Source organism: Streptomyces sp. NPDC107498 (genome assembly GCF_055582805.1).
Genome location: NZ_JBVJPE010000016.1, coordinates 61,190 through 87,303, shown reverse-complemented (window position 1 = coordinate 87,303; position 26,114 = coordinate 61,190). Strand labels below are relative to the sequence as shown.

The 26,114-nt window shown below is 73.9% G+C and carries 20 protein-coding genes and 1 riboswitch; of the genes, 10 read left to right on the top strand and 10 right to left on the bottom strand.

The annotated features are described in order from the left end of the window. Positions 1–22 precede the first annotated feature (22 nt). Together ACZ66Z_RS25920 and ACZ66Z_RS25915 are read left to right on the top strand one after the other, a co-directional pair. Positions 23–769 carry a response regulator transcription factor gene (locus tag ACZ66Z_RS25920; RefSeq protein WP_469937764.1) on the top strand — a complete coding sequence of 249 codons (747 nt, stop codon included), beginning with the start codon at positions 23–25 and terminating at the stop codon, positions 767–769. Continuing rightward, a complete protein-coding gene (locus ACZ66Z_RS25915; protein ID WP_469937763.1) occupies positions 766–2,409 on the top strand; it encodes an ATP-binding protein in 1,644 nt (547 codons plus the stop codon). The genes ACZ66Z_RS25920 and ACZ66Z_RS25915 overlap by 4 nt, the downstream gene beginning before the upstream one ends. Positions 2,410–2,555: 146 nt before the next feature. On the opposite strand, the gene ACZ66Z_RS25910 is transcribed toward ACZ66Z_RS25915, so the two are convergent. Beyond that, the gene (locus tag ACZ66Z_RS25910) at positions 2,556–3,917 is read right to left on the bottom strand and encodes a helix-turn-helix domain-containing protein (RefSeq protein WP_469937762.1); all 1,362 of its coding nucleotides are present in this window, start codon (positions 3,915–3,917) and stop codon (positions 2,556–2,558) included. A 153-nt stretch (positions 3,918–4,070) separates the two neighbouring features. Between ACZ66Z_RS25910 and ACZ66Z_RS25905 the strand changes: the two genes are divergently transcribed. Beyond that, positions 4,071–5,423 carry a M64 family metallopeptidase gene (locus ACZ66Z_RS25905; RefSeq protein WP_469937761.1) on the top strand — a complete coding sequence of 451 codons (1,353 nt, stop codon included), beginning with the start codon at positions 4,071–4,073 and terminating at the stop codon, positions 5,421–5,423. 475 nt (positions 5,424–5,898) lie between these two features. On the opposite strand, the gene ACZ66Z_RS25900 is transcribed toward ACZ66Z_RS25905, so the two are convergent. Then, positions 5,899–6,672: a hypothetical protein gene (locus ACZ66Z_RS25900; RefSeq protein ID WP_469937760.1), complete on the bottom strand. Its 774-nt coding sequence runs from the start codon at positions 6,670–6,672 to the stop codon at positions 5,899–5,901. 290 nt (positions 6,673–6,962) lie between these two features. Here ACZ66Z_RS25900 and ACZ66Z_RS25895 point away from each other — a divergent pair, with 290 nt between their 5' ends. From ACZ66Z_RS25895 to ACZ66Z_RS25885, 3 genes are all read left to right on the top strand, one after another. Beyond that, on the top strand, positions 6,963–8,438 hold the full coding sequence (locus ACZ66Z_RS25895; RefSeq protein ID WP_469937759.1) for an FAD-dependent monooxygenase: 1,476 nt from the start codon (positions 6,963–6,965) through the stop codon (positions 8,436–8,438). Between the two features lie 263 nt (positions 8,439–8,701). Continuing rightward, positions 8,702–9,634 carry a ScbA/BarX family gamma-butyrolactone biosynthesis protein gene (locus ACZ66Z_RS25890; RefSeq protein WP_469937758.1) on the top strand — a complete coding sequence of 311 codons (933 nt, stop codon included), beginning with the start codon at positions 8,702–8,704 and terminating at the stop codon, positions 9,632–9,634. Between the two features lie 17 nt (positions 9,635–9,651). Further along, the gene (locus ACZ66Z_RS25885) at positions 9,652–10,491 is read left to right on the top strand and encodes an NAD(P)H-binding protein (protein ID WP_469937757.1); all 840 of its coding nucleotides are present in this window, start codon (positions 9,652–9,654) and stop codon (positions 10,489–10,491) included. A gap of 127 nt (positions 10,492–10,618) precedes the next feature. Here the strand turns inward: ACZ66Z_RS25885 and exaC are convergent, their stop codons facing one another. Continuing rightward, complete coding sequence (gene exaC / locus ACZ66Z_RS25880; RefSeq protein WP_469937756.1) at positions 10,619–12,142, bottom strand: acetaldehyde dehydrogenase ExaC; 1,524 nt, start codon at positions 12,140–12,142, stop codon at positions 10,619–10,621. Between the two features lie 44 nt (positions 12,143–12,186). Then, complete coding sequence (locus ACZ66Z_RS25875) at positions 12,187–13,680, bottom strand: GAF domain-containing protein (protein ID WP_469937755.1); 1,494 nt, start codon at positions 13,678–13,680, stop codon at positions 12,187–12,189. Positions 13,681–13,772: 92 nt separating this feature from the next. Continuing rightward, positions 13,773–13,880, top strand: a riboswitch (ZMP/ZTP riboswitch). A gap of 28 nt (positions 13,881–13,908) precedes the next feature. Here ACZ66Z_RS25875 and ACZ66Z_RS25870 point away from each other — a divergent pair. Next, positions 13,909–14,763 (top strand): bifunctional 5,10-methylenetetrahydrofolate dehydrogenase/5,10-methenyltetrahydrofolate cyclohydrolase, encoded by an 855-nt coding sequence (locus ACZ66Z_RS25870; protein WP_469937754.1) that lies wholly within the window; start codon positions 13,909–13,911, stop codon positions 14,761–14,763. Positions 14,764–15,119: 356 nt separating this feature from the next. Further along, positions 15,120–15,917 (top strand): hypothetical protein, encoded by a 798-nt coding sequence (locus ACZ66Z_RS25865; RefSeq protein ID WP_469937753.1) that lies wholly within the window; start codon positions 15,120–15,122, stop codon positions 15,915–15,917. Here the strand turns inward: ACZ66Z_RS25865 and ACZ66Z_RS25860 are convergent. Then, positions 15,898–17,352: an SWIM zinc finger family protein gene (locus ACZ66Z_RS25860; protein WP_469937752.1), complete on the bottom strand. Its 1,455-nt coding sequence runs from the start codon at positions 17,350–17,352 to the stop codon at positions 15,898–15,900. The two genes, ACZ66Z_RS25865 and ACZ66Z_RS25860, sit on opposite strands and share 20 nt — an antisense overlap. After that, positions 17,349–20,471 carry a DEAD/DEAH box helicase gene (locus ACZ66Z_RS25855; protein WP_469937751.1) on the bottom strand — a complete coding sequence of 1,041 codons (3,123 nt, stop codon included), beginning with the start codon at positions 20,469–20,471 and terminating at the stop codon, positions 17,349–17,351. The genes ACZ66Z_RS25860 and ACZ66Z_RS25855 overlap by 4 nt, the downstream gene beginning before the upstream one ends. 300 nt (positions 20,472–20,771) lie before the next feature. On the opposite strand from ACZ66Z_RS25855, the gene ACZ66Z_RS25850 reads away from it, so the two are divergent. Beyond that, positions 20,772–21,860, top strand: coding sequence for a fatty acid desaturase family protein (locus ACZ66Z_RS25850; RefSeq protein WP_469937750.1), 1,089 nt, complete (start codon positions 20,772–20,774; stop codon positions 21,858–21,860). A 90-nt stretch (positions 21,861–21,950) separates the two neighbouring features. Beyond that, the gene (locus ACZ66Z_RS25845) at positions 21,951–22,496 is read left to right on the top strand and encodes an MOSC domain-containing protein (RefSeq protein ID WP_469937749.1); all 546 of its coding nucleotides are present in this window, start codon (positions 21,951–21,953) and stop codon (positions 22,494–22,496) included. Between the two features lie 18 nt (positions 22,497–22,514). Here the strand turns inward: ACZ66Z_RS25845 and ACZ66Z_RS25840 are convergent, their stop codons facing one another. From ACZ66Z_RS25840 to ACZ66Z_RS25825, 4 genes are all read right to left on the bottom strand, one after another. Continuing rightward, on the bottom strand, positions 22,515–23,903 hold the full coding sequence (locus ACZ66Z_RS25840; RefSeq protein ID WP_469937748.1) for a tannase/feruloyl esterase family alpha/beta hydrolase: 1,389 nt from the start codon (positions 23,901–23,903) through the stop codon (positions 22,515–22,517). Between the two features lie 166 nt (positions 23,904–24,069). Next, on the bottom strand, positions 24,070–24,891 hold the full coding sequence (locus ACZ66Z_RS25835) for a hypothetical protein (RefSeq protein ID WP_469937747.1): 822 nt from the start codon (positions 24,889–24,891) through the stop codon (positions 24,070–24,072). A 99-nt stretch (positions 24,892–24,990) separates the two neighbouring features. Continuing rightward, complete coding sequence (locus ACZ66Z_RS25830) at positions 24,991–25,326, bottom strand: hypothetical protein (RefSeq protein ID WP_469937746.1); 336 nt, start codon at positions 25,324–25,326, stop codon at positions 24,991–24,993. Between the two features lie 138 nt (positions 25,327–25,464). Next, the gene (locus tag ACZ66Z_RS25825) at positions 25,465–26,070 is read right to left on the bottom strand and encodes a class I SAM-dependent methyltransferase (protein ID WP_469937745.1); all 606 of its coding nucleotides are present in this window, start codon (positions 26,068–26,070) and stop codon (positions 25,465–25,467) included. Positions 26,071–26,114: the final 44 nt, after the last annotated feature.

The window sequence follows — 26,114 nt, the reverse complement described above, 5'->3', positions numbered from 1 at the left end:
CGTGAAGGCGGCGATCCACACCATGGCGGCATCCGCACCCACCCCGCACTCCGCGGGTCGCCCCGACCGGCACCACCTGCTCGTCGTCGACGACGAGCCCACCGTCCGCGAACTGCTGCGCACCGCACTGCGCTACGCCGGCTTCGACGTCGACGCCGCCGCCACCGGACAGGAGGCCCTCGACCTCGCCGCGGCCCGCACACCGGACCTCGTCCTGCTGGACGTGATGCTCCCGGACGTGGACGGCTTCGAAGTGATCCGCCGCCTGCGGGCCGAGCCCCGCTCACCCCTGCCCGGCCGGGGCGGCGACGTGCCCGTACTGTTCGTCACCGCACGAGACGACCGCCAGGACAGGCTCCACGGCCTGCGCCTCGGCGGCGACGACTACGTCACCAAACCCTTCGACCTGGAAGAACTCATCGCTCGCATCCACGCCGTACTGCGCCGCACCCAGGGTGAGCAGCCGGCCCGGATCACCGTCGGGGACCTGGCCCTGGAACCCGACAGCCACCACGTCACCCGGGCGGGGCGGACCGTGCGGCTGTCCCCGACCGAGTTCCGCCTCCTGCACTTCCTCGTCGCCAACGCCGAACGGACCATGACGAAAAGTCAGATCCTGGACACCGTGTGGGAGTACGACTTCGGCGGCGACCCCAGCATCGTCGACACGTACATCAGCTATCTGCGCCGCAAGGTCGACCGGGTCGAGCCCAAACTGATCCACACGATCCGGGGCGTGGGCTACGTGATCCGCGGGCCCCGGCCGTGAAGCGCCCGACCCGGTGGCCGGCCAGGAGGCGACCGAGCAGGCTGTCCCTCCGCACCCGCCTGCTGTGCCTGTCCGTCGCCCTGGTCGCGGTCGGTCTCCTCGGCACCGGCGTGATCGTCACCACGGCCCTGCGCGGCTACCTCCAGGACCGCGTCGACGACCGGCTCGTCCTCACCGGGCGGATCGCCGCCCGCCTCACCCCGCCCGCGGGCACCGACACCCCGCCCGGCGTGCAGGCCCTCAGCGTCCTCGGCGACACCACCGTGACGTACCTGGACGACGACGGTGCCACCCGCAGGACGTTCGAGACGAGCACCGTGCCCCCGGGCGGCGGCCCCGAACTCCCGCTCCTCGACCGTGCGGCCGTCCTCGCCCGCGAAGGCCACCCCTTCACCGTGCGCGCGAAGGACGGCGACCACGAGTGGCGGGTCATCGCCCTCACCCGGCCCGCCCGGGTCTTCCCACCCGAAAGGGCGGAGGACCGGGGCAGCGTGGTCGTGGCGACCTCCCTCGACGAGGTCGACCGCACCGTCACCCAGACCCGCAACCTCTCCCTGACCGTGGGCACCGTCCTGCTCGCGGTTCTCACCGTCGCCGGCTGGTTCGCCGTCCGCTCCGGGCTGCGCCCCCTGACCCGTATCGAGGAGACCGCGACCGCCATCACCGCGGGCGACCACTCCCACCGCGTCCCCGAACTGGCCGCCCCCCACACCGAGGTGGGACACCTGACCGCCTGCCTCAACCAGATGCTCGACCGGATCGACACGGCCTTCCGGGCCCGAGCCGAGGCCGAGGCCCGCACCCACCGCTTCTTCGCCGACGCCGGACACGAACTCCGCACCCCCCTCGTCGGCATCAAGGGCTACACCGACCTCTACCGCATGGGCGCCCTGCCCACCCGAGAGGACGTCGACCAGACCATGACCCGGATCGCCGCCGAGTCCGAACGTCTCACCCGTCTGGTGGAGGAGATGTTCCTCCTGGCCCGCCTGGACGAGGACGCGGTCGCCGCCCGCGAACCCGTTCTCGATCTCGACGTCGCCCCCATGGACCTCCGCACGCTGGCCGCCGACGCGCTGCACGACGTACGCGCCCTGGACGCGACCCGTCCGGTGACCCTCACGGGTCCAGGCGGCGGAAAGCCCGCCACCGCCCCCGCGGTCGCCGACGAGGCCCGGCTGCGCCAGGTCGTCACCAACCTCATCGGCAACGCCGTCACCCACACCCCGCCCGGCACGCCGATCCGCATCGGCGTCGGCACGGCGGCCGACCGGGCCGTCCTCGAAGTCGCCGACGAAGGCCCGGGCCTCACCCCGGCCGAACGCGACCGCGTCTTCGACCGCTTCTACCGCACGGACGACTCCCGTGCCCGCACCACCGGTGGCTCCGGCCTCGGTCTCGCCATCGCCCACGCCCTCGTCGCCGCCCACGACGGCAGACTCATCCTCGACACCGCGCCCGGCCAGGGCTGCACCTTCCGCATCGAAGTCCCGCTGCCCGACACGTCCCATCGGACAGACGCAGACGCAGACGCAGACGCAGACGCAGACGCAGACGCAGACGCAGACGCAGACGCAGACGCAGAGGCGGACGCAGAGGCAGACGCAGAGGCGGACGCAGAGGCAGACGGGAGGGCGTGAGGCAGGAGTGCGAGGCGCCCGTATCACTCTCTGTGATGCAGCCATGCGGTCGGTGCGCGCTCCCTCGGCTTCGACGGCCTCGCACAGAGCCTCGGTACGGCGGTCGACGGACTCCGGGCCTTCGGTCGGCCGCCGTGTCCACCGCTTCACCAGGAGTCGCGGAAGGGCGGTGCCGTGGGCGCCGGGCCCAGGGTGGTGGTGCCCGGCGCCGCCCGGTGGCCGAGTCCGGTGCGGTACGCGTCGAGCGCCGCCTCCGTACGGCCCGTACGCCGCAGCAGATCGCCCAGCAGTCGGCACAGATCGGCCAGATCGCCCGCCGCCCCGGTGCGCTCCAGCAGGGCGAGGGCCATGACGTAGTGCTCCTCGGCGCGCTCGTCCGCGCCCTCCTCCTCGGCGATCAGTCCCAGCAGCCGGTGTGCGCCCGCGGCGTGGACGGCGCCGCGTCCGTCACCGAGGTCCGTACCGAGCTCCAGCAGCCGGGACAGCAGGGCCACTGCCTCCTCGCGCCTTCCCCGGCGGCGCAGCACATCGGCCAGTTCGACCTCGACCTGTGCGGTGTAGAGGGCGGCGCTGCGGGCGGCGAGCATCTCGCGGGCGGTGCGCAACTCGCGCTCGGCAGCTTCCAGATCGCCGTTCTGGGCGTGCACATAGCCGCGCATCCAGTGGCAGTGGGCCAGCTCGGTACGGGTCTGCAGCTGCTGGTAGAGGTCCTGGGCCTTGGCCAGTGAGGCATCGGCCTCGGCGATCCGTCCCTCGGCGAGCAGGGTGCGTGCCACGCTGCGATGCATGCCGGCGACGAGGGCCGGGTCGGAGACCCGCGGGGCCAGTGCCAGGGCGAGTTCGGCGGCCTGGGCGGCGCGGGCGTGCGCTCCCATGTCCATGTACGGGCCGATGGAAGAGGCGTACAGCAGCACGAGGGCATCCGGATCGTGCAGGCCCTGGGCGTTCAGTTCGTCGATGGCGGTCTCCAGCACGTAACAGGCGTACCGCAGTTCACCGGCGAGAAGGTGGGTGACGGCCCGGCCGCGCAGGGCGCGGGCCCGGCGGGGGAGCGGCTCGCCGGCCGAGGCGAGGATCCGTTCCGCCGCCTCGAAGTGCTCGCGGGCGACGGTCAGTTCACCGCTCTCCAGGGCGCATTCGCCGAGCCCGGTGAGTGCTTCGACCCGCTCGGACGCCAGGTCGAGTTCCTCGGCCTCGGCGAGCAGTTCCCGGTAGCGGGCGGCCGCCTCGCCGGGGGTGCCGGTGGCGAGCAGACGACGGGTGTCGGTGAGGGCCAGACGCAACTCGGTGGCGAGGCGAGCGGGACGGCCGGTGGCCAGTTCCTCGTACGTCGTGCCGAGCCGTTCGGCCAGGAAGCGCAGGGCGGTCTCGGAAGGGCGGACCTTGCCGGACTCCAGCGTGGAGACGTACGAAGCCGTGTACGCGGGCTCGGCCAGTTGTCGCTGCGTCAGGCCGCGTCCCGTACGCAGGCGTTGCACGCGCTGCCCGATGACAGCCGATTCGTCCATGGTGCGGTCCTCTCCCTGCGGTTTCCCCTCCGCAAGGGCATTGTGCGGCACCTGCGGAGGGCCCTAGGTTAAGCGTCTTGTTAAGCGCATTGATGAACGTACTTAAGTCGCTGCTCCGGGGAGAGACCGTTGCGCCCGTCCATACGCAGATCCATGGCGGCGGCCACGATGGCCGCCGCCGTCATGACCGCCCTCGCCGTCGCTCCCGGCTCCGCTTCCGCGGGCCCCGGGCCGGAGGCGACCGGGCGGGTCAAGGTCGAGATACCCGGCCACGAACGCGCCGCGCGCGGGGAGCACGGCCATCACGAGGCCGGCTCCGGCTACACCTGGGTGCCGTCCGCCAAGGGCGGCCCCGGGGCCCGTGCCTCCGCCCCGCTCTCCGCGGCCGAGACCCGGGCCGACGGCGACGTCACCCGGGTCATCGACAACGGCCCCACCGCCGACCGTCTCGACGTGGTCGTCGTCGGCGACGGCTACACCGCCTCCGAACAGGCGCAGTTCCACGCCGACGCCCTGCAGAAGTGGGCCGAGGTGACGGCCGTCGAGCCGTACACCACCTATCAGAACCTCTTCAACGTCTGGACCGTCGACGCCGTCTCGAACGACTCGGGCGTCTCCGGCGACCCGGGCCGCGACGTCGTCAAGGACACCGCACTCGGCTCGTACTTCTGGTGCGAGGACATCGAGCGGCTGCTCTGCGTCGACGAACGGAAGGTCGACGCGTACGTCGCCGAGGCCCCCGAGGCGGATCTCGTCATCGTCCTCGCCAACAGCACCAAGTACGGCGGCGCCGGTTACAACACGCCCAGCAAGGTGCTCGGTTACGAGGGCATCTCCACCGCCTCCGCCCGCAACGACAGGTCCGGCCAGGTCGCCATCCACGAGACCGGCCACTCCCTCGGCAAGCTCGCCGACGAGTACTTCTACCCCGGCACCCCCGGATACGAGCGGTACACCGGCGAGGAGCCGGACGAATCCAACCTCTCCACCCTGAGCGCCGAGACCATGGCCGCTCGGCGGACCAAGTGGTACCGCTGGCTCGGCGAGAGCTCTCCGGACGGCGGCACGGTCGGTGCGTACGAGGGCGGCGGCTACTACGTGGCGGGCCTCGACCGGCCGACGGACGCCTCGATCATGCGCGTACTCGGCAAACCCTTCAGCCTCCCCGGCCGCGAAGCGATGATCGCCGGCTTCTACCGCCACGCCTCCCTCGCGAGCCCCGCCGCCCCCGCCGACCGGACCCTGCGCCGGTTCGACACGGCGCGCGTCGCGGTGCCGCGGCTGGTGGGCGAGCGGCAGCCCGACATCCGGTGGTACCTCGACGGCAAGCCGTTGGCCACTCAGGCGGGCCGGACCGCCGTGCCCGTCGCCGCCCTCCACCTGGACTCGCGGGACGTCCGCAGCCACCGCCTCACCGTCGTCGTCACCGACCGCACGGACGCCGTGCGCGCCCCGGAGATCGCCACGACCCTCGAGGACCGGCAGTCCTGGACGGTCCGCCACTGACCCGTGGCCTGTCGGGACGGGGTGGCCGCCTCGCGGGCGGCCACCCCGTCCGCTGCGGCGATCCCTCCGTGGACGACCGCTGCCGGATGCTCCACCGAACACCACGGAGCGCCCGCGGCCGATGCCCGACTGGTTGTGGCCGCCGAAGGCGGGTGACCAGGGGTGACGACGGATGAGGAACGGCTTGATCACTGGTTGCAGCGGGCTCGACCCTCTCGGGCGCGACTCTGGAGCGACTCGGGGAGCACCTGACCGAGGGAGAGGGGGAGTGATCGCCGGCCGGCGGCCGAGCTGCTCACCCTCGAACACCGTCTCGCACGGGAACGCGATCCAGTCGACCCGGCCGTCGGACTCCTGCCATCGGGTCCGCGCGGCCACCGGCCGGGTCGGGGCCGGTGGAGGTCGATCTCCGCGCCCACCGCACGTCAGTCGATGACAGACCAGACCGACCATCAGGTGATCGGAAGGAAACGCCCTAGCCGACATCCTCGGACTTCAGCAGTCGGCGTGCAGCCGTCACCAGCTCGCCGAGAGCGACGTTGAGGCTCTCCTCCTGGTTCCGTCGCCGTTCGCGAAGGTGGAACCGGTATGTGTCGTCGAGCAAGAGGAGCCTTTCGTCGTCACTCATGTCAGGCAACTCCTCCAGCACCGTACGGGCCGCCGATCTGAACGCCGCGTACTCATTGCCGTCACGGGCGAGGTTGGCGGCACGTGCGGCGTCCAGCGCGCGGAGCGCTCGCTGTGCCGGGACATGGTGCGGCGACATCACGGGGGTGGCCTCCAACCTGCGGCGGACTCGCTCTGCCGGCGCACGGTCGTCTGCGAGGTCCATGCAGCTCTCCACCACCACGACGACCCGGCGAGCCAGCTCCACCAGGCTCGCCGGGGCGATCAGTTCAAGCTCTGCCTGCTTCTGCGACAGCTCCAGATACGCAGTCCGGACAGCCGCCTGACCAGCCCCCTCCTGGTCCCGCTGGTACAGCGCCTTCGCACAGGACACCGTCTCCCGCGCCTTCTGTACGAACCGGGCTGTCTCGCGCCTGCGGTCGTCCCGCAGGGTTGCCAGCCGCTGTGCCTCTGCCGTGATGCGAGCGGCGTCCCGAGCGGCGTCCGCTTGAGCACGGCCACCCCGCAGCTGGATCCGCGCACCGATGAAGTTGCCGAGGATGCCCCCGCCGATCCCGATGAATGCCACCACCGCGGCGAAGATCTCGGGATTCCCCTTGATCGCTTCGATGACTCCGTTCATGACGGTCATCGTGCCGCGAACTACCGGACGACGCCGACTGCTTGCCGGCCCGCATCTCCGGTCCTGAGGTGTGGGTGATCGACGATGTGTCGTTCCCCAGGTCCGGCACTGCTTCGGCGGGGGTCGGGCGGCGCATGGCCGTGACCGGCACGCGCAGCGGCACTGCTGTACTAGATTCGATCACGACGGCTGAACGGGAGTCCCGGAGAAGGCCCGGCGGATCGGCCTGAACCACGAGGAAAGGGACCGCAACCGCCGCACACGTCGACCGGCGGAGGAGCGAACCTGCCATGCGCACTACTACGCACACCGAGATAGTCGTCGTCGGAGGCGGGCCGGTCGGCATGCTGATCGCCGCCGAGCTGGGGGCGTACGGGATCGATGCCGTGGTGCTGGAGGAGAAGAGCGCGACATCCGGTCGCCCCAAGGCCGGGACCGTCCACGCCAGGGCCGTGCAGGCGCTGGCCCGGCGGGGCTACCTCGGGCTGCCGCGGTTCTCGGACGCTCCGGTGACCGAGCAGTTCCACTTCGCCGGAATGCCCGGGCTGACGATCACGGTTCCCGCGGCCGAGCCGGAACCCGTCCTCAAGCGCGCACAGGCCGATCTGGAGCGGGAGTTCGAGGAACGGGCCCGGGATCGCGGGGTGACCGTGCTGCGCGGCCACCGGGTGACCGCACTGCGCCAGGGAACCGACGGGGTCGAAGTGGTGGCCGAAGGGCCCGGGGGCGAGCACGCGTACGGCGCCGGCTTCCTGGTCGGGGCCGACGGCGCGCGCAGCACCGTGCGCCGGGAGGCCGGCTTCACCGAGGACACCCACCCCGCGACGGTCTCGGCGATGATGGGCCTGGTCCGGCTGATCGAGCCCGACAAGGCGCCCCGGGGCTGGTGCCGTACCGAGCGGGGCTGGGTCATCGCGAAGCCCGTTCCCGACGGGCACACCCTCGTACGCACGCTCGACTGCGACGGGCCCCATCCCCACCGGCACACACGGGCGACCGTGCGGGAACTGCAGGACGAGGCATCGCGGATCGCCGGATACGACATCCCGATGGAGGATGCGCCCTCCGTGACGCGGTTCAGCGACTTCACCCGGCTGGTGCGCCACTACCGCAAGGACCGCGTGTTCCTGGTGGGGGACGCCGCACACGTGCACTTCCCGATCGGGGGGCAGGGGTTGAGCACCGGACTGGTCGACGCGCTCAACCTGGGTTGGAAGCTGGCCCACGCCGTGCGTGGAACGGCGGGCAGGGGGCTGCTCGACACGTACGACGACGAGCGCAGGCCGGCCGCTCAGCGGGTCATCGACAACACCCGCGTCCAGCTGACGCTGATGCGCCCCGCCCCCGAACACGACCCGCTCCGCGCGATGGTCGCCGAGCTGCTGACGCTGGAGCAGACCCGGCGACACCTGGGCGACTTGATCAGTGCGCAGGAGACGGTGTACCCGGCTCGCTCGGGCTTCGCCTCCCGGTGGGAGGGGCGGTTCCTGGAGAACGTCGCGGTGAGGGACGGCGCGGAGCCGCAGGACGTCACGGGGCTGCTGGCCGACGGCCGGCCCCTGCTTCTCCTGTCCGGCGAGCAGGCTGCGGCGTACGGTGAGTCGGCCCGGGGCTGGGCCCATGTGCTGAACACCGTCGTCGCCCCACCGGATGCGGCCCTCCCGTGCGAGGCGATGCTGGTGCGTCCTGACGGCCACATCGCCTGGGCACCGGACGCGGGTGACCTCACCGACGCGCTGCGCCTGTGGTTCGGCGAGCCCCGGTAGGCGTCGGGGACGGCTGCCCGCCTGCGGATCGAGCCCCGGTCGGGGGCGCGACGGAATCGCTGCTGGGCCAGGGCGACCCCCACGGTCTTCCGCCGCGTTCGGGTCGCCCGATCCCGCCTCGCCGCGCCGCCGCCTTCGCGCCCGTGACGTGGATCTCCTCGCTGAATAATGACCTGATCGGCACAATAAGATCATCCGTCTGGTTGGATCTTGTTCCGGGCGCGGCTCGCCTGTCGCTGCCGCTGGAGACCACGGGGGATTCGATGAAGACGACGACGATCGACGAGGGAGGCCTCCGGTCGCCCAGCGGGCCGTTTCCCGCGTCGCTGGCTCAGCTGCATCGCGCCAGGGAGGCCGACGCCTTCCCCGTCAGCTGGACGCGGACGGGGGACGACCGCTACTCGGTCATCGCCCACTGGCCCGGTGAACACCCTTACTTCGTACCGGTGCACGGGCACCGGTACGATCCGCTGCTCGTCACCGAGACCATGCGCCAGGCCACCCTGCTCGTGCTGCACGCCGGGTACGGCGTTCCGATAGGGCACCACTTCCTCCTGACGGAACTGCAGTTCGCCTGCCGCACGAACCGGCTCGTCATCGACGACGGGCCCGGGGAGGTGGAGGTGCGGGTGGTCTGCTCCGATGTGAAGCGGGCACGTGGGCACGTCTCCCAGCTCAGGGTCGACATGGTCGTCCACCGCGCGGGGTCGGCCGTGTCCACGGGCGTCATCACGGGGCGGATCGTCGGTCCGGAGGCCTACCGCCGGATACGGGGCGACCGTGGCGTCCCGGGATTCGAGGTCCCGCGGACGCCTCCCGTGACCGCCTCGCTCGTCGGCCGGTCACGCCCGGAGGACGTCCTGCTCTCGCCCACCCCGCAGGACCGGCTGTGGCAGCTGCGGGTCGACACCGAGCACCCGGTCCTGTTCCAGGGCGAGAAGGACCACGTGCCCGGAATGCTGCTCCTCGAAGCAGCCAGGCAGGCGGCCGAACTGGCGACGCCGTCCCAGCCGTTCGTCCCCTCCTCGGGACGCATGAACTTCCAGCGCTACGCGGAGTTCGGCACCCCCTGCTGGATACGGGCCGACGCCCTGCCCGCATCGCGCGCCGGAACGACCGGCATCACCATCACGGGGAGTCAGGACGACGGCGCGGTGTTCCTGGCCGAGCTCTCCGCGGACCTTCCCACCTGCTGACGGACGGTAACGCAGACATGATCCTTGTCACCGGAGCAACCGGCACGGTGGGGCGGGAGGTCGCCCGCCTGCTGGCCCCCGCCCACCCGCTGCGCATCCTCACGAGGCGGCCCGAACTCGTCACCGCCCGAGGGCCCGCCGTCACCGTGGTCCGCGGCGGCTTCACGGACCCCGAAAGCCTCCACCGGGCGCTGACCGGAGTCCGCGCCGCCTTCCTGGTCACCAACCGGGTGGCGGAGGACGACGCGCGGTTCATCGACGAGGCCCGGGCCTGCGGCGTACGGCATCTGGTCAAACTCTCCGCGGCCGCCGTGGAGGATCCGGGGGCGGACGACCTCATCACCCGCTGGCAGCGCGAGAGCGAGCGGGCCGTGCGGGAATCGGGACTGGCGTGGACCCTGCTGCGTCCCCGCTCCTTCATGTCCAACACGCTGTCGTGGGCACCGGCCGTCCGGTCCGAGGGCGTCGTGCGCGCGCTCTACGGGGAGTCGGCCAACGCCTGCGTGGACCCGCGCGACGTCGCCGAGGTAGCGGTGCACGCTCTGACACAGGACGGGCACGAAGGCCGCGTGCACGCGCTTTCCGGTCCGGAGGCGGTCACCGCGGTGGAACAGACCGCCGTGCTCTCGAAGGTACTGGGGCGACCCCTGCGCTTCGAGGAACTCGGGCCGGAGCGGGCCCGCTCCGCCCTGCTGGACCGCCATCCGGAGGCGATCGCCGAAGCACTGCTGCGCAGCGCCGGACGCCAGCAGGCCGGCGCGAAGGCACGGGTGGACTCGGCGGTGCCCGTGATACTGGGACGCCCCGCACGGAGCTTCGAGACCTGGGCGGCGGACCACGCGCAGGCGTTCGCCTGACCGTCCACCGGCCGGCGTTCGCCCCGACGTTCCGGGGCCTGCGGAGCCGTGCCCGCAACGGCCGTCCCCCGTAGTGAACCGGACGGACGCCGGACAGTCGGCGACCGGTGCACCCTGCCGAGGACGCTCAGAAGAACCCGAGCTTCTTCGGCGAGTAGCTGACCAGCAGGTTCTTCGTCTGCTGGTAGTGGTCGAGCATCATCCGGTGGGTCTCGCGGCCGATGCCCGACTGCTTGTAGCCGCCGAAGGCGGCGTGGGCCGGGTAGGCGTGGTAGCAGTTCGTCCAGACGCGGCCCGCCTGGATCGCGCGGCCCGCGCGGTAGGCGGTGTTCGTGTCGCGGGTCCAGACGCCGGCGCCGAGGCCGTAGAGCGTGTCGTTGGCCGTGCGGATCGCGTCGTCGAAGTCGGTGAAGGAGGTCACCGCCACCACCGGGCCGAAGATCTCCTCCTGGAAGACCCGCATGCGGTTGTCGCCCTCGAAGACGGTCGGCTGTACGTAGTAGCCGCCCGCCAGCTCCCCTCCGTGTTCGACGACCTGCCCGCCCGTCAGGATCTTCGCGCCCTCCTTCTGGCCGATCTCCAGGTAGGAGAGGATCTTGCGGAGCTGCTCGGCGGAGGCCTGCGCGCCGATCATCGTGTCCGTGTCCAGGGGGTGGCCGGGGACGATCTTCTCCGTGCGGGCGACCGCCGCCTCCAGGAAGTCGGCGTAGTGGCCGCGCTGGACGAGGGCGCGCGAGGGGCAGGTGCAGACCTCGCCCTGGTTGAGGGCGAACATCGTGAAGCCTTCGAGGGCCTTGTCGCGGAAGTCGTCGTCCGCCGCCCACACGTCGTCGAAGAAGATGTTGGGGGACTTGCCGCCGAGTTCCAGCGTGACCGGCTTCAGGTTCTCGGAGGCGTACCCCATGACGAGGCGGCCCGTCGACGTCTCGCCCGTGAACGCGATCTTCGCCACGCGCGGGCTGGACGCCAGCGGCTTGCCGGCCTCCTCGCCGAAGCCGTTGACGACGTTCAGGACGCCCGGCGGCAGCAGGTCCGCGACCAGGCTCAGCCAGAAGTGCACGGACGCCGGGGTCTGTTCGGCCGGCTTCAGGACCACCGCGTTGCCCGCGGCCAGCGCCGGGGCCAGCTTCCAGACCGCCATCAGGATCGGGAAGTTCCACGGGATGATCTGCGCGACGACGCCCAGCGGCTCGTGGAAGTGGTACGCCACGGTGTCGTCGTCGATCTCGCTCAGCGCGCCCTCCTGTGCCCGCAGCGCCCCCGCGAAGTAGCGGAAGTGGTCGATCGCGAGCGGGATGTCCGCGGCGAGCGTCTCCCGCACGGGCTTGCCGTTGTCCCAGGTCTCGGCGACCGCGAGGGCCTCCAGGCTGCCCTCCATGCGGTCCGCGATCCGCAGCAGGACGGCCGCCCGCTCCGCCGGCGCCGTCCGCCCCCACGCCGGGGCCGCCGCGTGCGCCGCGTCGAGGGCGCGTTCCACGTCCTCGGCGGTGCCGCGCGCGACCTCCGTGAAGGGGCGGCCGTCGACCGGGCTGGGGTTCTCGAAGTAGCGGCCGTCCGCCGGGGCGACGTACTCGCCGCCGATCCAGTGGTCGTAGCGGGCCTGGTACGACATGAGCGCGCCCTCGGTACCGGGTGCGGCGTAACGGGTCATGGGCATGGCCTCCCTCGGACGCGCCGGCCGTCCCTGGCCGGCGCTCACGCCCGAGTGTGGTGAACCGTGCGTTGCAAGTCCGTTGCACCGGCGGACAGTTCCGCTTCCAGGGAGTCGAGCCTCGCCCGTACGGGAGGGAGCTGCGGTGCCGGTACCGCCGCGCACAGCGCTCGCCAGACCACCACGTCCTCCTCGCCCCACGCGCTGTACGCCCAGTCGGCGAGCAGCCCGGGATCGCCCCGGTCCACCAGCGCCGCCCGCAGCCGGTCCGCGAGCCGCTCCCGCAGCCGCACCACCCCGGGCGCGGTCGACGCGGGGAGCAGCGGGCCCGCGTAGTCCCCGGCCGCCGCCGCGACGGCCCCCGAGGCGACTCTCCGGTCGACCGTCGCGAAGTCCGCGTCCACGGGCCCGGCGAGCCGGTACGGCCGCGACCGCAGCACGTCGGGACCGAGCAGCGCGCGCAGCCGGGACAGCTCCGCCCGCAGCGTCACCGGCGTGACCGAACCGTCCTCGTACAGGAGGGTGAGGAACTCGTCGCCGCCCACCCCCTCCGGTCGGTGTGCGAGGACCACCAGGATCTCGCTGTGGCGGCGGCTCAGCCGCAGCCGCCGGCCACCCACCGAGAGCACCGCCTCGTCCCGGCCGAGCGCCGACAGCCTGATCCGCTCCGGGTCCGGGGCCGGCCCGAGCAGGGCCAGTTGGGACTCGGCCGCGCGGGCCACCGCCTGGACGAAGCCGAGGCTGTGCGGGTGCGCGAGCCGCTCCCCGCCGGTGATGTCGACCGCGCCGAGCACCCGCCCGCTGTGCGGGTCGTGCACGGGAGCGGCGGCGCAGGTCCACGCCCGCACCGGACGCCGGAAGTGTTCGGCGGCGACGACCTGCACCGGCCGGTCGACGGCCAGGGCGGTGCCCGGCGCGTTCGTCCCGGCCGCCGCCTCCGACCAGCGGGCCCCGGCGACGAAGTTCATTCCCCGGGCCTTGCGCAGGGTGCCCGGGTGCCCCTCGACCCACAGCATGCGTCCGGCGGCGTCGCAGACCGCGAGAAGGTGCTCGCCGTCCGTCGCGTACGCCCCCATCAGCTCCCGGATCACCGGCATCGCCGCGGAGAGGGGGTGGGCTTCCCGGTACGCCACGAGCTCGTCCTCGTCCAGTTCCACCCGCGCCGCCCCGTCGGGGCTCACGCGCGCGCGTACGGACCGGCGCCAGGACGCGGCCACCAGCGGACGGGCCTCCCGGGCGCGCGGGCCGGGACCCGCGCGCCGATCGGCCGACGCGCCCGGGCGGGCGTCCGCGCCCCGGCCGGTGCCCGCGCGTCCGTCGGCGTCCCTGCGGCCGGTGTCCGTTCCCCGGTCCTGCGACGCGCCCCTCGCGGTCACCGCGCCCCGGTCGGCCTGCGGACGGGGAGGGGCCTTCGCTCCCGGGCCCGCCGCCGGTGTCCGTTCCGCCGTCGGTGCCCGTTCCCCCGGTGGCCCCGCGGCCCTCCGCACATCGCTCAACTCGGCCTCCTCGTCGAGGTCGTCCCGGCCCGTCGCGCTCATCGTGGTGCGCCCGCGGGCACCCGACAAGCCACCGCGCACCACGGCGTGCGCACCCTGTCCGGGACCTGCCCCCGACCGCTCACGTAGAGTGGGTCCCGGGCCGTGACTGGCGCTTGAGGTGGATCACCACCGGGGAGCGGCCCGGCGGAGCGTGCCGCAACGGCGCGACCGTGCCGATGCCGTGCGCCTGGGCGAACCACCGGTCAGAGACGACGCCCAGGAGTTGCCATGTCCACCAGCACCGCCACCCTCATGGACGGCACGGCCCTCGCCCGCCGCACGGTCGAGGAGACCGCCGCCCGAGCCGCCGAGATCACCCGCCGCACCGGCGTCACGCCGTGCCTCGCGACCGTCCTGGTCGGCGCGGACCCGGCCTCCGTCACGTACGTGAAGATGAAGCAGAACCGCTGCGCGAAGGCCGGAATCCGCTCCAAGCACGTCGAACTGCCCGCCGGGACGACGACCGAGGAGCTCGTCGCCGCCATCACCTCCCTGTCCGAGGACCCCGAGGTCCACGGCATCCTGCTCCAGCACCCCGTCGGCCCCCACATCGACGAGCGCGCCGCCTTCGAGGCCATCGCCCCCGAGAAGGACGTCGACGGCGTCACCATGGCCTCCTTCGCCGCCATGGGCTTCGGCCTGCCCGGCTTCGTCTCCTGCACGCCCGGCGGCATCATGCGCCTCCTCGACGCCTACGACGTCGAACTCAGTGGCAAGCGCGCGGTCGTCGTCGGCCGCAGCGCCATCCTGGGCAAGCCGGCCGGACTGCTCCTCCTCGGCCGCGACGCCACCGTCACCTACTGCCACTCCCGCACCCGGGACCTCTCCTCGGTCGTCCGCGAGGCCGACGTCCTCGTCGCCGCCGTCGGGAAGCCGAACTTCATCAAGGGCGAGGACGTCAAGCCGGGCGCCGTCGTCATCGACGCCGGCTACAACCCGGGCAACATCGGCGACGTCGACTTCGCGTCGGCCGCCGAGCGCGCCTCCCTCATCACCCCGGTCCCCGGTGGTGTCGGCCCCATGACCATCGCCGTGCTCCTCGCCCAGACGGTCGAGGGCGCGGAGCGTCAGCTCGGCCTGTAGGCAGCTGTGACCGGGCGGCGGCGGTGACGGGGGAACGGCGGTGGTGCGGGCGCGCCCGGTCGTCGATCGTCACGATTCTGTACGGGTCGAGCCCGGTGGCCGGTGAAAGCTGGCCGCGCCGCCGCCGAGCGGCGAACCTGGTTCCTGTGTCCCACCCGTCGACCGCCACTCCGCCACCCGAACCGGGCCGCCCGGGCCCGTCCGGTCCCACCGATCCGGATCCCACGGATCCGGGTCCCACCAATACGGGCCCTTCGACGAGGCCGAGCCCGGCCGGCTCAACCGCGTCCATATCCACCGCGCCCGGCTCTGCCGAACGCCGTCCGGTCGAGCGCCTCGCGACCGGTGCCGAGTCCGTGTGGTCGGCCCGCTTCGTGCGGCTCGGCGCGCCGCGGCCGGGACCGGCGGCGCGGCACGCCCGCTGGTTCGGCGCGCCGCTCCTGCCGCTGCTCACGGCCGCCCTGGTGGCCGGCGCCTTCCTGACCGTCCGGGGCGGCCAGGAAAGCGGCGGACTCGCCGACGGCCCGTCGGGCGGGGGCCCGGTCGGCACGCCCTCGCCCGTCGTCACCGACGAGACGGAACGACCGGCCGTCCCCACCCCGACGAGCGGGGCGGGAACGACCGACACGCCGGGCGCCGGAGCGCCCGCGAACTCCACGACGCCGGGCGGCACGCCGAAGCGGACGGCACCGGGGGACCGCGCCGGGCAACAGCGGGGCGGTACGTCACCGGCCCCTTCCCGGTCCCGGATCACCGACCCCGCCACCGGCGCCACCCCGTCCGGCCGCCCTACGGGCGCTCCGGCGCCCGAGCGACCCGTCTCCTACGAGGCGCTGCGCGTCGGCGACTGCTTCGACATCGACCGCGACGCGCCCGGCACCGCCCTCCGGCAGCGCTGCGACGCGCCGCACCAGGCCGAACTCGTCGCCCGCCCCCGCCTGGTCGGCACCTTCGTCACCGATGACGCGGTGCGCGAAGCGGCCACCGTGCTCTGCCGCGAACCGCTTCGCCGCAAGGCCGCCCGGCAGCCGCTCGGCACGCGCTGGACGACCTTCGTCCAGTACCCGTACCGGACGAGTTTCCTCCTCGGCGAGGACGCCGTCGCCTGCAGCCTGGCCGTCACCAGCGGCACGCTCAGCCACCGGCTCCAGTAGGACCGGCTCCAGGGGCACCGGGTTCCCCGGCGCCGGGCTTCCCGGCACCGGCTTCACCGCCACCAGCGGCGAACGCCGTCGCCAGGGCCGCCGCCGGGTCGTGGTCCGGCGGGCCGGCCGGGGACCAGCGGGCCCCGGCCCTCCGGTACGGCCACCAGCGCCCGTCCTCGCCGAGTCGCAGCTGCGCGTCCGCGCCCACGGCCGTCCACCGCGCGCCGCCCGCGCGCCGCAGCGCCGGGCGGTCGTCGTCCACCCACGCCCCGGCGAGCCGGTCCGCGGCCCGTTCCAGCGCCTCGGCGTCCGGCGTCCACTCCTCGTCCAGTACGGCGAGGGCGGCGGCGCCGCCGAACCGCCACGCGCGCGTGGCCGACTCCAGCTCCGCCCGCGACCTGCCCGAGCCGTCGGCGAGCCGCGCCGCGATCGAGGGGGCGGGGGCGCCCGCCGCGAGCCGTACCGCGTCCTGGGCGACCGTCAGGGAGACCGGACGCGGCAGACCCGCCCCGACCGGGGAGGCAGCACCCCCGCCGCCCGTCGACTCCCCGAGCAGCCGGTGCGCGCGTGCCGCCGCGTCGGCCGCGAGGAACTCGAGGGCCGCCGGGTCGACTCCCGGCTCCGGCGGCGTGTCCGTGTCCAGGGACGGCGGTCGGCCCGGTACGGCCCGGGCGACCGGAGGGGCGGGCAGCGGAGGCACGAGGAAGCCCGCCGCGAACGCCTCCTCGGCCGACACGCCGGGCATCCGACCGGCCTCTCCGGGGCCGCCGACACCACCGGCCCCGCCGACCGGCACACCGCCGGTCTCCGCCCCCTCGCGGGCGGACGGCGCGGCGGCCCGTGCGGCACTGCGCTCCTGCAACTGCTCCAGGAGTGTGCGCTCGCCCCGTCCGCGCATCAGGAGGAGCACGAACGGGTCCTCGTCGAGGAGGCGGGCGACCTGATAGCAGAGCGCCGCCGTGTGCGGACAGTGGTCCCAGGCCTCGCAGCCGCACTCCGCGTCGAGGTCCCCGATGCCCGGCAGCAGGTCGAGCCCGGCCGCCGCCGCGTCCTCCACCAGGTGCGGCGGCATCTCGCGGTCGAGGAGTGCGGCGATGTGCCCCGCGCTGTCCACGGCGAGGTCGAGGAGCCGGTCCCACTGCTCCTCCGAGAACTCCCGCACCAGCACGTCCCCGCGGTACGCCGTGCCGTCACGGTCCTTGACCACCGCGGTGATCCGGCCGGGCCGCACCGAGACGGCGCCCACCGCCCCCGCGCGCGCGTGCCGGCGGCCCGCCTTGAGCTGTTGCCCGTCGAGCGCCGTGTCCTCCAGGGCCTTCAGCCAGGCCCGTCCCCACCAGGTGCGGGTGAATCCGCCGCCCTGGGCCGGCGGCAACGCCTCGAAGGTCCGCTCGTCGTCCCCGCGCCCGTGCCCGTGGCCGCGCCCCTGTCCGTACTCGCTCATCGTCCGTCCCCTCGCAGTCGCACCAGCTCCGCCAGTTCGGCATCGGTCAGTTCGGTCAGCTCCGGCAGGGCGTCCCCGCCGGAGCCGAGTACGGTGTCCGCCAGCTCGCGCTTGCGGTCGAGCATCGCGGCGATCCGGTCCTCGATCGTGCCCTCGGCGATGAGCCGGTGGACCTGCACCGGACGGTCCTGCCCGATCCGGTACGCGCGGTCGGTGGCCTGCGCCTCCACGGCCGGGTTCCACCAGCGGTCGTAGTGCACGACGTGTTCGGCGCGGGTCAGGTTGAGCCCCGTACCGGCGGCCTTCAGGGAGAGGAGGAAGACGGGGACCTCCCCGCCCTGGAAGCGGGCCACCATCGCCTCGCGCTCGGCGACCGGCGTGCCGCCGTGCAGGAACTGCGTCCGCACGCCCCGCGCCGCGAGGTGCGCCTCCAGGAGCCGGGCCATCCCCACGTACTGGGTGAAGACCAGGGTGCACGCGCCCTCGGCGAGGATCGTGTCGAGGAGCTCGTCGAGCAGCTCCAGCTTGCCCGAGCGGCCCTCGATCCTCGGCCGTTCCTCCTTGAGGTACTGGGCGGGGTGGTTGCAGATCTGCTTGAGGCCCGTCAGGAGCTTCACGACGAGGCCGCGGCGCTCCATGCCGTCGGCTTCGGCGATCGCCGCGAGGGTCTCCCGTACCACCGCCTCGTACAGACCGGTCTGCTCGGGCGTGAGGGAGACGGTCCGGTCGGTCTCGGTCTTCGGCGGCAGCTCGGGGGCGATGCCGGGATCGGACTTGCGCCGGCGCAGCAGGAAGGGACGGACGAGGGCGCCGAGCCGCTCGGCGGCGGCCGGGTCCCGCCCGCCCTCGACGGCTGTGGCGAAGCGGGTCCGGAAGGCGCCCAGACCGCCGAGGAGCCCCGGCGTGGTCCAGTCGAGGATCGCCCACAGTTCGGAGAGGTTGTTCTCCACCGGCGTGCCGGACAGCGCCACGCGCGCGCGTGCGCCGATGGTCCGCAGCTGACGGGCCGTCGCCGAGTACGGGTTCTTGACGTGTTGTGCCTCGTCGGCGACGACGAGCCCCCAGTCCCGGGCGGCGAGCCGCTCGGCGTCCAGCCGCATGGTGCCGTACGTGGTGAGCACGAAGCCGCCGTCGGCGAGCTCCTCCAGGTCACGGGCCGCGCCGTGGAAACGGCGCACCGGGGTGCCGGGGGCGAACTTCTCGATCTCCCGCTGCCAGTTGCCCATGAGCGAGGTCGGACAGACGACGAGGGTCGGCCCGGCGGACGCCGGGTCGCTCTGCCGGTGCAGGTGGAGGGCGATGACGGTGATCGTCTTGCCGAGCCCCATGTCGTCGGCGAGACAGCCGCCGAGGCCGAGCGAGGTCATCCGGTGGAGCCAGTCGAGCCCGCGCAGCTGGTAGTCGCGCAGGGTCGCGGCGAGCGCCGGCGGCTGGGCGATCTCCGGCCGGTCGCCCTCGGGTTCGGCGAGCCGTTCCCGCAGCCGCTCCAGCCAGCCCGTCGCGGCCACCTCGACGGAGCGCCCGTCGATCTCGGTCGTGCCGGTGAGGACGGCCGAGAGGGCGTCCACCGGTGTGACCTTGCGGTCCTGGTGGGCCCGGGCCCGGCGCACCTCGGCCGGATCGACGAGGACCCAGCGGTCGCGCAGCCGTACGAGCGGCCGTCCCGCCTCGGCGAGCCGGTCGAACTCGGCCCGGGTGAGCTCGTGGTCGCCCACGGCGAAGCGCCAGTTGAAGGCGAGCAGGGAGTCGGCGGCGAGGAAGGAGGGCAGCGCGGAGGCGCGGGCGGCGCCGGCGGCGTCCGCGTCGTCCGTGGCGTACGGCGCGCCCGTGAGGTCCGCGCCGGGACCGAGGCCGTCACGGAGCGCGGAGCCCCCGCGCCCGGAATCCGCGAGTCCGGGGTCCCCGGCACCGGCTTCGGTTGCCTCCGGGCCGATCACCGCACGGGCGGTGAGCCGGCCGGCCGGCTCGCGCGGCCAGTGGACCTGGACGCCCGCCGCCGCGAGGGCCGTGGCCGCCGCTCCCAGGAGCTCCGCGACCTCCTCGTCGGCGAGTTCGACGGTGTCGGGCACGGCCGCCGACAGGAGCGGGGACAGCGGGGGCCAGGCGCGGGCGGCACGCCGGAGGGCGAGGAGGGCGTCCATCCGGGCCCGGGGCCCGAACGCGGCCCCGGCGCGGCCGGAGCCCGCCCACACCTCCGCCGCGTCCGCGACCAGGGTCGGATCGGCGGCCCCGTGCAGTTGGAGCACCGCCCGGAAGGCGGGCGCCTCCCGGGATTCCGTGGTGAAGCCGGGCAGTTCGAGCCGGAGCGAGAGCCGGACGCCGGCGTCGTGCACGGCCGCCACGTCGGCGGCCCACGCCCCTTGCTCGGGCACGGTCTGCGGCGCGTCGGCCGCGAAGGCCGGCCCACCGGCGGCCAGCGGGGCCGCAGGGGTACGGGGCAGCGCGTCGGCCACCGCGTCGGCGAAGGCGCGCAGCAGCGCCTCGGGCTCGGGCAGCAGCAGTGGCCCGTCGTCGGACGGCGGTGCGTCGTCGGCCGGGGACGCGTGGGAGGGCAGGGGCACGGCGTGCGCGACGGGCGGCATCGACGCGGCGAGCGTGCGGAGTCCGGCCAGTTCCTCCGGGCCGAGCGGTCCGACGCGCCACGCGTCGTGGTCGCCGGGCGTGAGACCGGGCAGCAGCAGGCCGCGCGCGACGAGGTCCAGGGCGAACAGGGTCGCGGCACCCCAGAACGCGGTCGCGGGGGAGGCGGTGTCCGAGAACCGGGCGCGGGCGAGGAACGGCAGGGCGTCCCGTACGGACAGGACGCGGGCGTCGACGGTCACGACCTGGAGCGACTCCCCGTCGACGACGGCGATTTCGGTGTCCCCCGGACGACCGATGTCGCCCGGATGGCCCTCGTCACCGGGATGACCGGTGTCGCCCGGGTGCACGGGGCCGTCCGGGTGACCGGCGTGGACGTCCGGCAGGGGCTCGCCGTCCGGTGACCAGAAGGCGATCCGTCCGGCGCGGGGCGGATCGGCGGGCAGGAAGACGGCGGAGTGGCGGAGGAGTGGGGGCGAGGGAGAGAGGTCCTGGGCGGGTTCGCGGGCGGAATCATCGGGTCCGTGCGAGAGCGACAACGCATTCCTCAAATTTGACTACCTGGAGACCGAGTCGCCGAGAATACCCGACGGTTCCCCCGGGAGCGGCTCTCCTCCAAGTGATCCGCGCCACAAGCTCCCGTCTCCTGCGGAGGGGTGGGGCACGCCCCACCCCCGTCCCCCGGTGCGCCCCCGGCAGGGGACGGGTGGTGACGCCATGGCCCCGGACGATCACGGATCCGTACGTTCTCCGTAGCCGCCAGAGACCGGAACCGACCGTGAACCCACGGCACCGACCGTGAACCCACGGCACCGACCGACAGAAAACCGGAGCCCGCCATGTCCCAGGCCACCGTCCTGCCCCCGGCCGCCCTCCCCGTCGCGGCGCCCGTCCGCGCCCGGGGCGGCAGCGAGTTCACCCCGCTCCTGCGGACGGTCAGGGAGCAGGGCCTCCTCGCACACCGCCCCGGCTGGTACGCCCGGGGCATCGTCGTCAACCTCCTCGCCATCGCCGCCGTGGTGGCCGGCCTCGCCCTGACCGGACCCTCCTGGTGGGCGCTGCTCCTCGCCGTCCCCCTCGCCCTGTTCTCCGCGCGCGCCGCCTTCGTCGGCCACGACGCCGGCCACGCCCAGATCACCGCGAACCGCAAGGCGAGCCGCATCCTCCAGCTCGTCCACGCGAACCTCCTCCTCGGCATGAGCCGGGAGTGGTGGAACGACAAGCACAACCGCCATCACGCCCACCCCAACCACCTCGACAAGGACCCGGACGTCGCCGCCGACGTCCTCGTCTTCGCCGAGCACCAGACGGCGGGCCGCACGGGCCTGCGCGGGTTCCTCACCCGCCACCAGGCCCGGCTGTTCTTCCCGCTGACCACCCTGGAGGGCATCGCGCTCAAGGTGTACGGAGTCCAGTCCCTGCTCGCGAAGGACGGCCCGTGCCGCGACCGGCGCGAGCGGCTCGTCGAGGGCGCCCTGCTCCTGGCCCACTTCGCCGGATACGCGACGCTGCTCCTCGCGCTCCTGACGCCCGCCCAGGCCCTCGTCTTCGCCCTCGTCCACCAGATGCTCCTCGGCGTGCACCTCGGCATGGCCTTCGCCCCCAACCACAAGGGCATGGAACGGCCGGACGAGCACGCGGACGGCGACAGCTGGGGACATCTGCGTCGCCAGGTCCTCACCTCGCGCAACATCCGGGGCGGCGCCCTGACCGACTGGTTCCTCGGCGGACTCAACTACCAGGTCGAGCACCACCTCTTCCCGAGCATGCCGCGCCCGAACCTCCGCCTGGCCCAGCCCGCCGTCCGGGCCCACTGCGCCGCGCTGGGCGTCCCGTACACGGAGACCGGTTTCGTGGACTCGTACCGCCAGGCCCTCGGCCATCTGCACGAGGTGGGCGCGCCGCTCCGCGGCGAGGGCGCGGAGTAGGGTCGTACGTCGAAGCGCGATGTGATCATCGGTCCGGGGAGGTGCCGGGGAGCCGGCCCCCGGACCGGGCGAGAAGGGGGAGCCCTCACCATGACCAGCGGCACGGTCACCACGGTCAGCAGCAACGGCACGTACTCGTTCACCAAGCCCAACCGGGAGGGCATCACCCTCCTCGCCGGGCTCGGTGTGGAGGGCGACGTCCACGCGGGCGTGACGGTGAAGCACCGGTCCCGCGTCGCGCAGGACCCCACCCGGCCCAACCTCCGCCAGGTCCACCTCATCCACGCCGAGCTCTTCGACGAGGTCGCGGGCGCCGGCTTCGAGGTCGCCCCCGGCGACCTCGGCGAGAACGTCACGACCCGGGGGATCGACCTCCTCTCCCTGCCCACCGGCACCCTCCTCCGGCTCGGCGCGGAGGCAGTCGTCGAGGTCACCGGACTGCGCAACCCCTGCGCGCAGATCGACGCCTTCCGGCACGGCCTGCTCAAGCAGGTCCTCGGCCGCGACGAGAACGGCGGGATCGTGCGCAAGGCGGGCGTCATGGGCATCGTGCTCACCGGCGGGGAGGTGCGGCCCGGCGACCCGGTCCGGGCCGAACTGCCGCCGGAGCCGCACCGCCCGCTGGAGCGGGTCTGACCCGCCCGAGAACCCCGCTCAGCCCTCCAGGGCGCAGGAGTTGACCACGTCGCCGCTCGCGGGGCGCGCGATCGTGCGGTCCGAGGGCGGCGCCGTGCCCTCCTCGACCCAGCGCATCAGGGCGTCGAACGCGGAGCGGTAGCACGGCAGGATCGGCCGCAGCCGGTCCGGATACGTGTCGTACAGGCCGTCCGTGTGCGTCCCGTCCTGCACCGTGTAGGAGCGGTGCAGCCCGCCCCTGCCCCGTGCGTCGATCATCCGCGCGTACACGTCGGAGTCCGTGGCGATCGGCAGCAGGGCGTCGAGATCGCCGTGGAGCGTGATGAGCGGCTTGCCGATCCTGCCGGTCAGCGCGACCTTCGCGACCGCGCGGTGGACGGACGCCGGCCGCGAGGCGTAGTCGTACGTGGCGTCCGAGGCGCAGGGCGCGAAGATCTGCTCCACGGTCCCGCCGGCGGTGGAGCCGGGGCAGGCCGGGTCGTACGCGGGGTCGAACTCGGCCCGGAAGAGCTTCTGCGTCAGACCCCAGTAGGCCTTCTCGTGGTACGGCCACAGGAAGCGCGAGCCGGGCGCGAAGCCCGCAGCGATCAGGTCCTCGTCATCGGCGAGCCCCTGGGACCGGGCCACCGTCACCGGCAGGCTCGTCAGGAGGTTCGGGCCGCGCGTCGTCCACAGCACGCCCTCCCAGTCGACCCCGCCGTCGTACAGCTCGGGCCGGTTCTCCAGCTGCCAGCGCGTGAGGTAGCCGGCGTTGGAGATGCCGGTCATGTACGTGCGTTCCGGCGCCCGGCCGTAGCGCTGCCGCGCGACCTTCTTGGCGGCTCGCGTCAGCTCGGTCACGCGGCGGTTCCACTCGGCGACCGCGTCACCCGGCTCCCGCCCGTCGGTGAAGAAGTCCGGACCGGTGTTGCCCTTGTCGGTGGCGGCGTAGGCGAAGCCCCGGGCGAGCACCTGGTCGGAGATCAGCGCGTCCGTGGAGTACTGGCGCCGGCTGCCGGGGGCGCCGGTGACGACGAGCCCGCCGTTCCAGTGGTCGGGCAGCCGGATGACGAACTGCGCGTCATGGGCCCAGCCGTGGGTGGTGTTCAGGCGGGAGTCGTCGGGGAAGTAGCCGTCGATCTGGATGCCGGGCACTCCCGAGGGGTTGCGGGTCGCCTTCGCGGCGAGGCCGGCCTGGTCGGCCGGATCGGTGTACGGGGTGCCGGCGAGCCCGGTGGTCGTGAGGTCGTCCAGACAGGCGGACTGCCGGCGCTCGGCGCCGGGCACATGGAGCCGGTCCTGCCGTGCGCAGTGCGCGGCGGCCGGTGCTTCGGCCGGTGCCTCGGCCCCGGCGGGGCTCGCCGGGGCGAGGACGGTGACCCCGGCGAGGAGCGCGGTGATCAAGGAGACGCCTGGGAACAGGCGCATGGCGGGCCTCCGGTGGGACGACGGGAAAGGGGTGCGGCGCCACATCGTGCGGCGCATCCCCGTCGTCGGGCCATGGCTGGGAACCACACCTCGGACCGTCGCCCTATGGGGAGCCAGGACGGGGCCGGGACAGGGCCGAGGCGGGTCCGGGGACGGGTGGAGGCCCTCAGGAGGCGCGCACGGCCATCGCGTCGAGCGCGTCGAGGAGAGCGGGCAGTCGCGGCCCCCGCCTCACGGGCAGGACCTCGCGCGGCAGCTCGTCGAGCAGGACGAACGCCATGTCGTCGACCTTGGCCACGAGCGACCAGCCGGGGCCGTCGGCACGCAGCATCCCGGAGGCCGACCGCACCCGCCCCACGGGCGGCGGCTCCTCCAGATAGCCGCGCAGCTCGTGCAGAACCCTCCTGACCCCGGTGTACGGGCCGGAAGCGGCGGTGTCCGTCTCCTCGGTCTCCGCGCCGGAAGCCGACGCCGACGGCCCTCCGCCCGTACCCCCGTCGGCCACCCGGGCCCGCCAGGCGTCCCACTGGAGCGCCACCTCGTCGGCGCCCAGCCGGCGCTGCACCGGGCCCCACTCCTCGCCGGTGGGCGGGACCAGCGGTGCGGGATCGCCCTCCTCGGGCTCCGGATCGTGCGGGGCCGGGAGGCCCGGGGCGGCGGTCGCCACGGGGAGCGGCCAACCCGGCAGTCCGGCCACCACCGAACGCTCGTCGGGGGACAGGTCGTAGGCCATGCCGCAGTCCCAGGAGGAGATGGCCACCGCGACGAGCGACACGTCGTCGACGACGACCGTCCAGCGGGCCCCGTGCCCGTCCTGGCCGAACACGAGCCCGTACCCCTCGGCGTACGGCCGCAGGCCCAGCGCGGCGCAGGCCGCCGGATAGTCGTCACCGAGCACGCTCGGGAAGCGCCCGGGCGTCAGCAGCGCCGCGGTCAGCACAAACAGCTCGTCGGCGTCGGCCTCGGCGATCGGCTCCGTACCGGCCACGGCGTCCTCCCCATCTGGTCGTCGGCGCACCTTAACCAGTGGGTAACCCGCGCGTCGAGGGTCTCCGCCCCGGAACCTCGCGCCTCGGGGGCGGCTCCGTCACGCGTCGCCGGCCCGCCGGACGGTCGGCTGGTCGCGCAGGCCGAGCAGGGAGCGGGCCACGGCGCGGGGGGACTGGTTCCGCTCCCGCGCGAGGGTGATCAGGGCACGGCAGGCCAGCTCGTTCACGCCGAAGGAGAGCATGCCGGGGGAGACCCGGCTCGCCGCCTCCTCGGCCCGCGCCGGGTCGTCCTCGGCGCAGGCGGCCACGTACTCGGCGGCGGCCTCGAAGAGGTTGTGCCCCTGGCGGGGGCGCGGTGGCGCGGGCGAGGCGGCCTCGGACGCCTTCCGGCCGGAGGGGAGGAGTCTGCGCAGTCTTTCCGGAACGCGTGTCACGGCTCGCCGCCTTTCCCGGGCACGACTGCCCGGCACCTCCACGGTAGACAGCGAAGTGCCGGTAAAGAAGGGGGCGTTGGCATCCGTGGTGGACATGCGGGGGAGCGTCCGACGGGCCCGGTCGCCCGTGGCGGAGGCTCAGCCCTCGCGGACCGCGAGGGCCAGGTAGCGGGCGTCCTCGTCGACGTAGCCGACGAGCCGCCAGCCGGCCTCGGCGAGCAGGGGACGCAGCCGGGGTTCCGCGCGCAGGTCGTCCGGCGTGACCTGCCGGCCGTGACGGGCCGCGAGGGCGGCTCGCCCGATCGGGTGGAAGAGGGCGAGGCGACCCCCGGGCCGTACGACGCGGGCGAGTTCCCGCAGGCCGGCGAGGGGGTCCGCGAGGTGCGAGACGAGCCCCGCCCCGAACGCGGCGTCGAGCGCGCCGTCGCGCACCGGGAGCCGGCCGACATCGGCGAGCAGCAGCGTCCCGCCCCCGTCGCCGCCGCGTCCGGAGGCGACGGCCCGTTCGATCATCTCGGGGGTGAGGTCGGCGCCGAGCACCGTGCCGGAGGGGCCGACGGCGGTCCGGAGCGGTGGGAGCGCCCGGCCGGTCCCGCATCCGGCGTCCAGCACCGCGTCGCCGGGACGCAGGCCGAGCTCGTCCACGGCCGCGGCGTACGCGGGGCCGTCGTCGGGGAACCGGCTGTCCCAGTCGGCGGCGCGGGCGCCGAAGAACTCTCGTACCTGGGTGGGGTCGTCGCTCATGCGTCCATGATCTCGCAGGATCCGATACCCGGAGGGGTGAACGT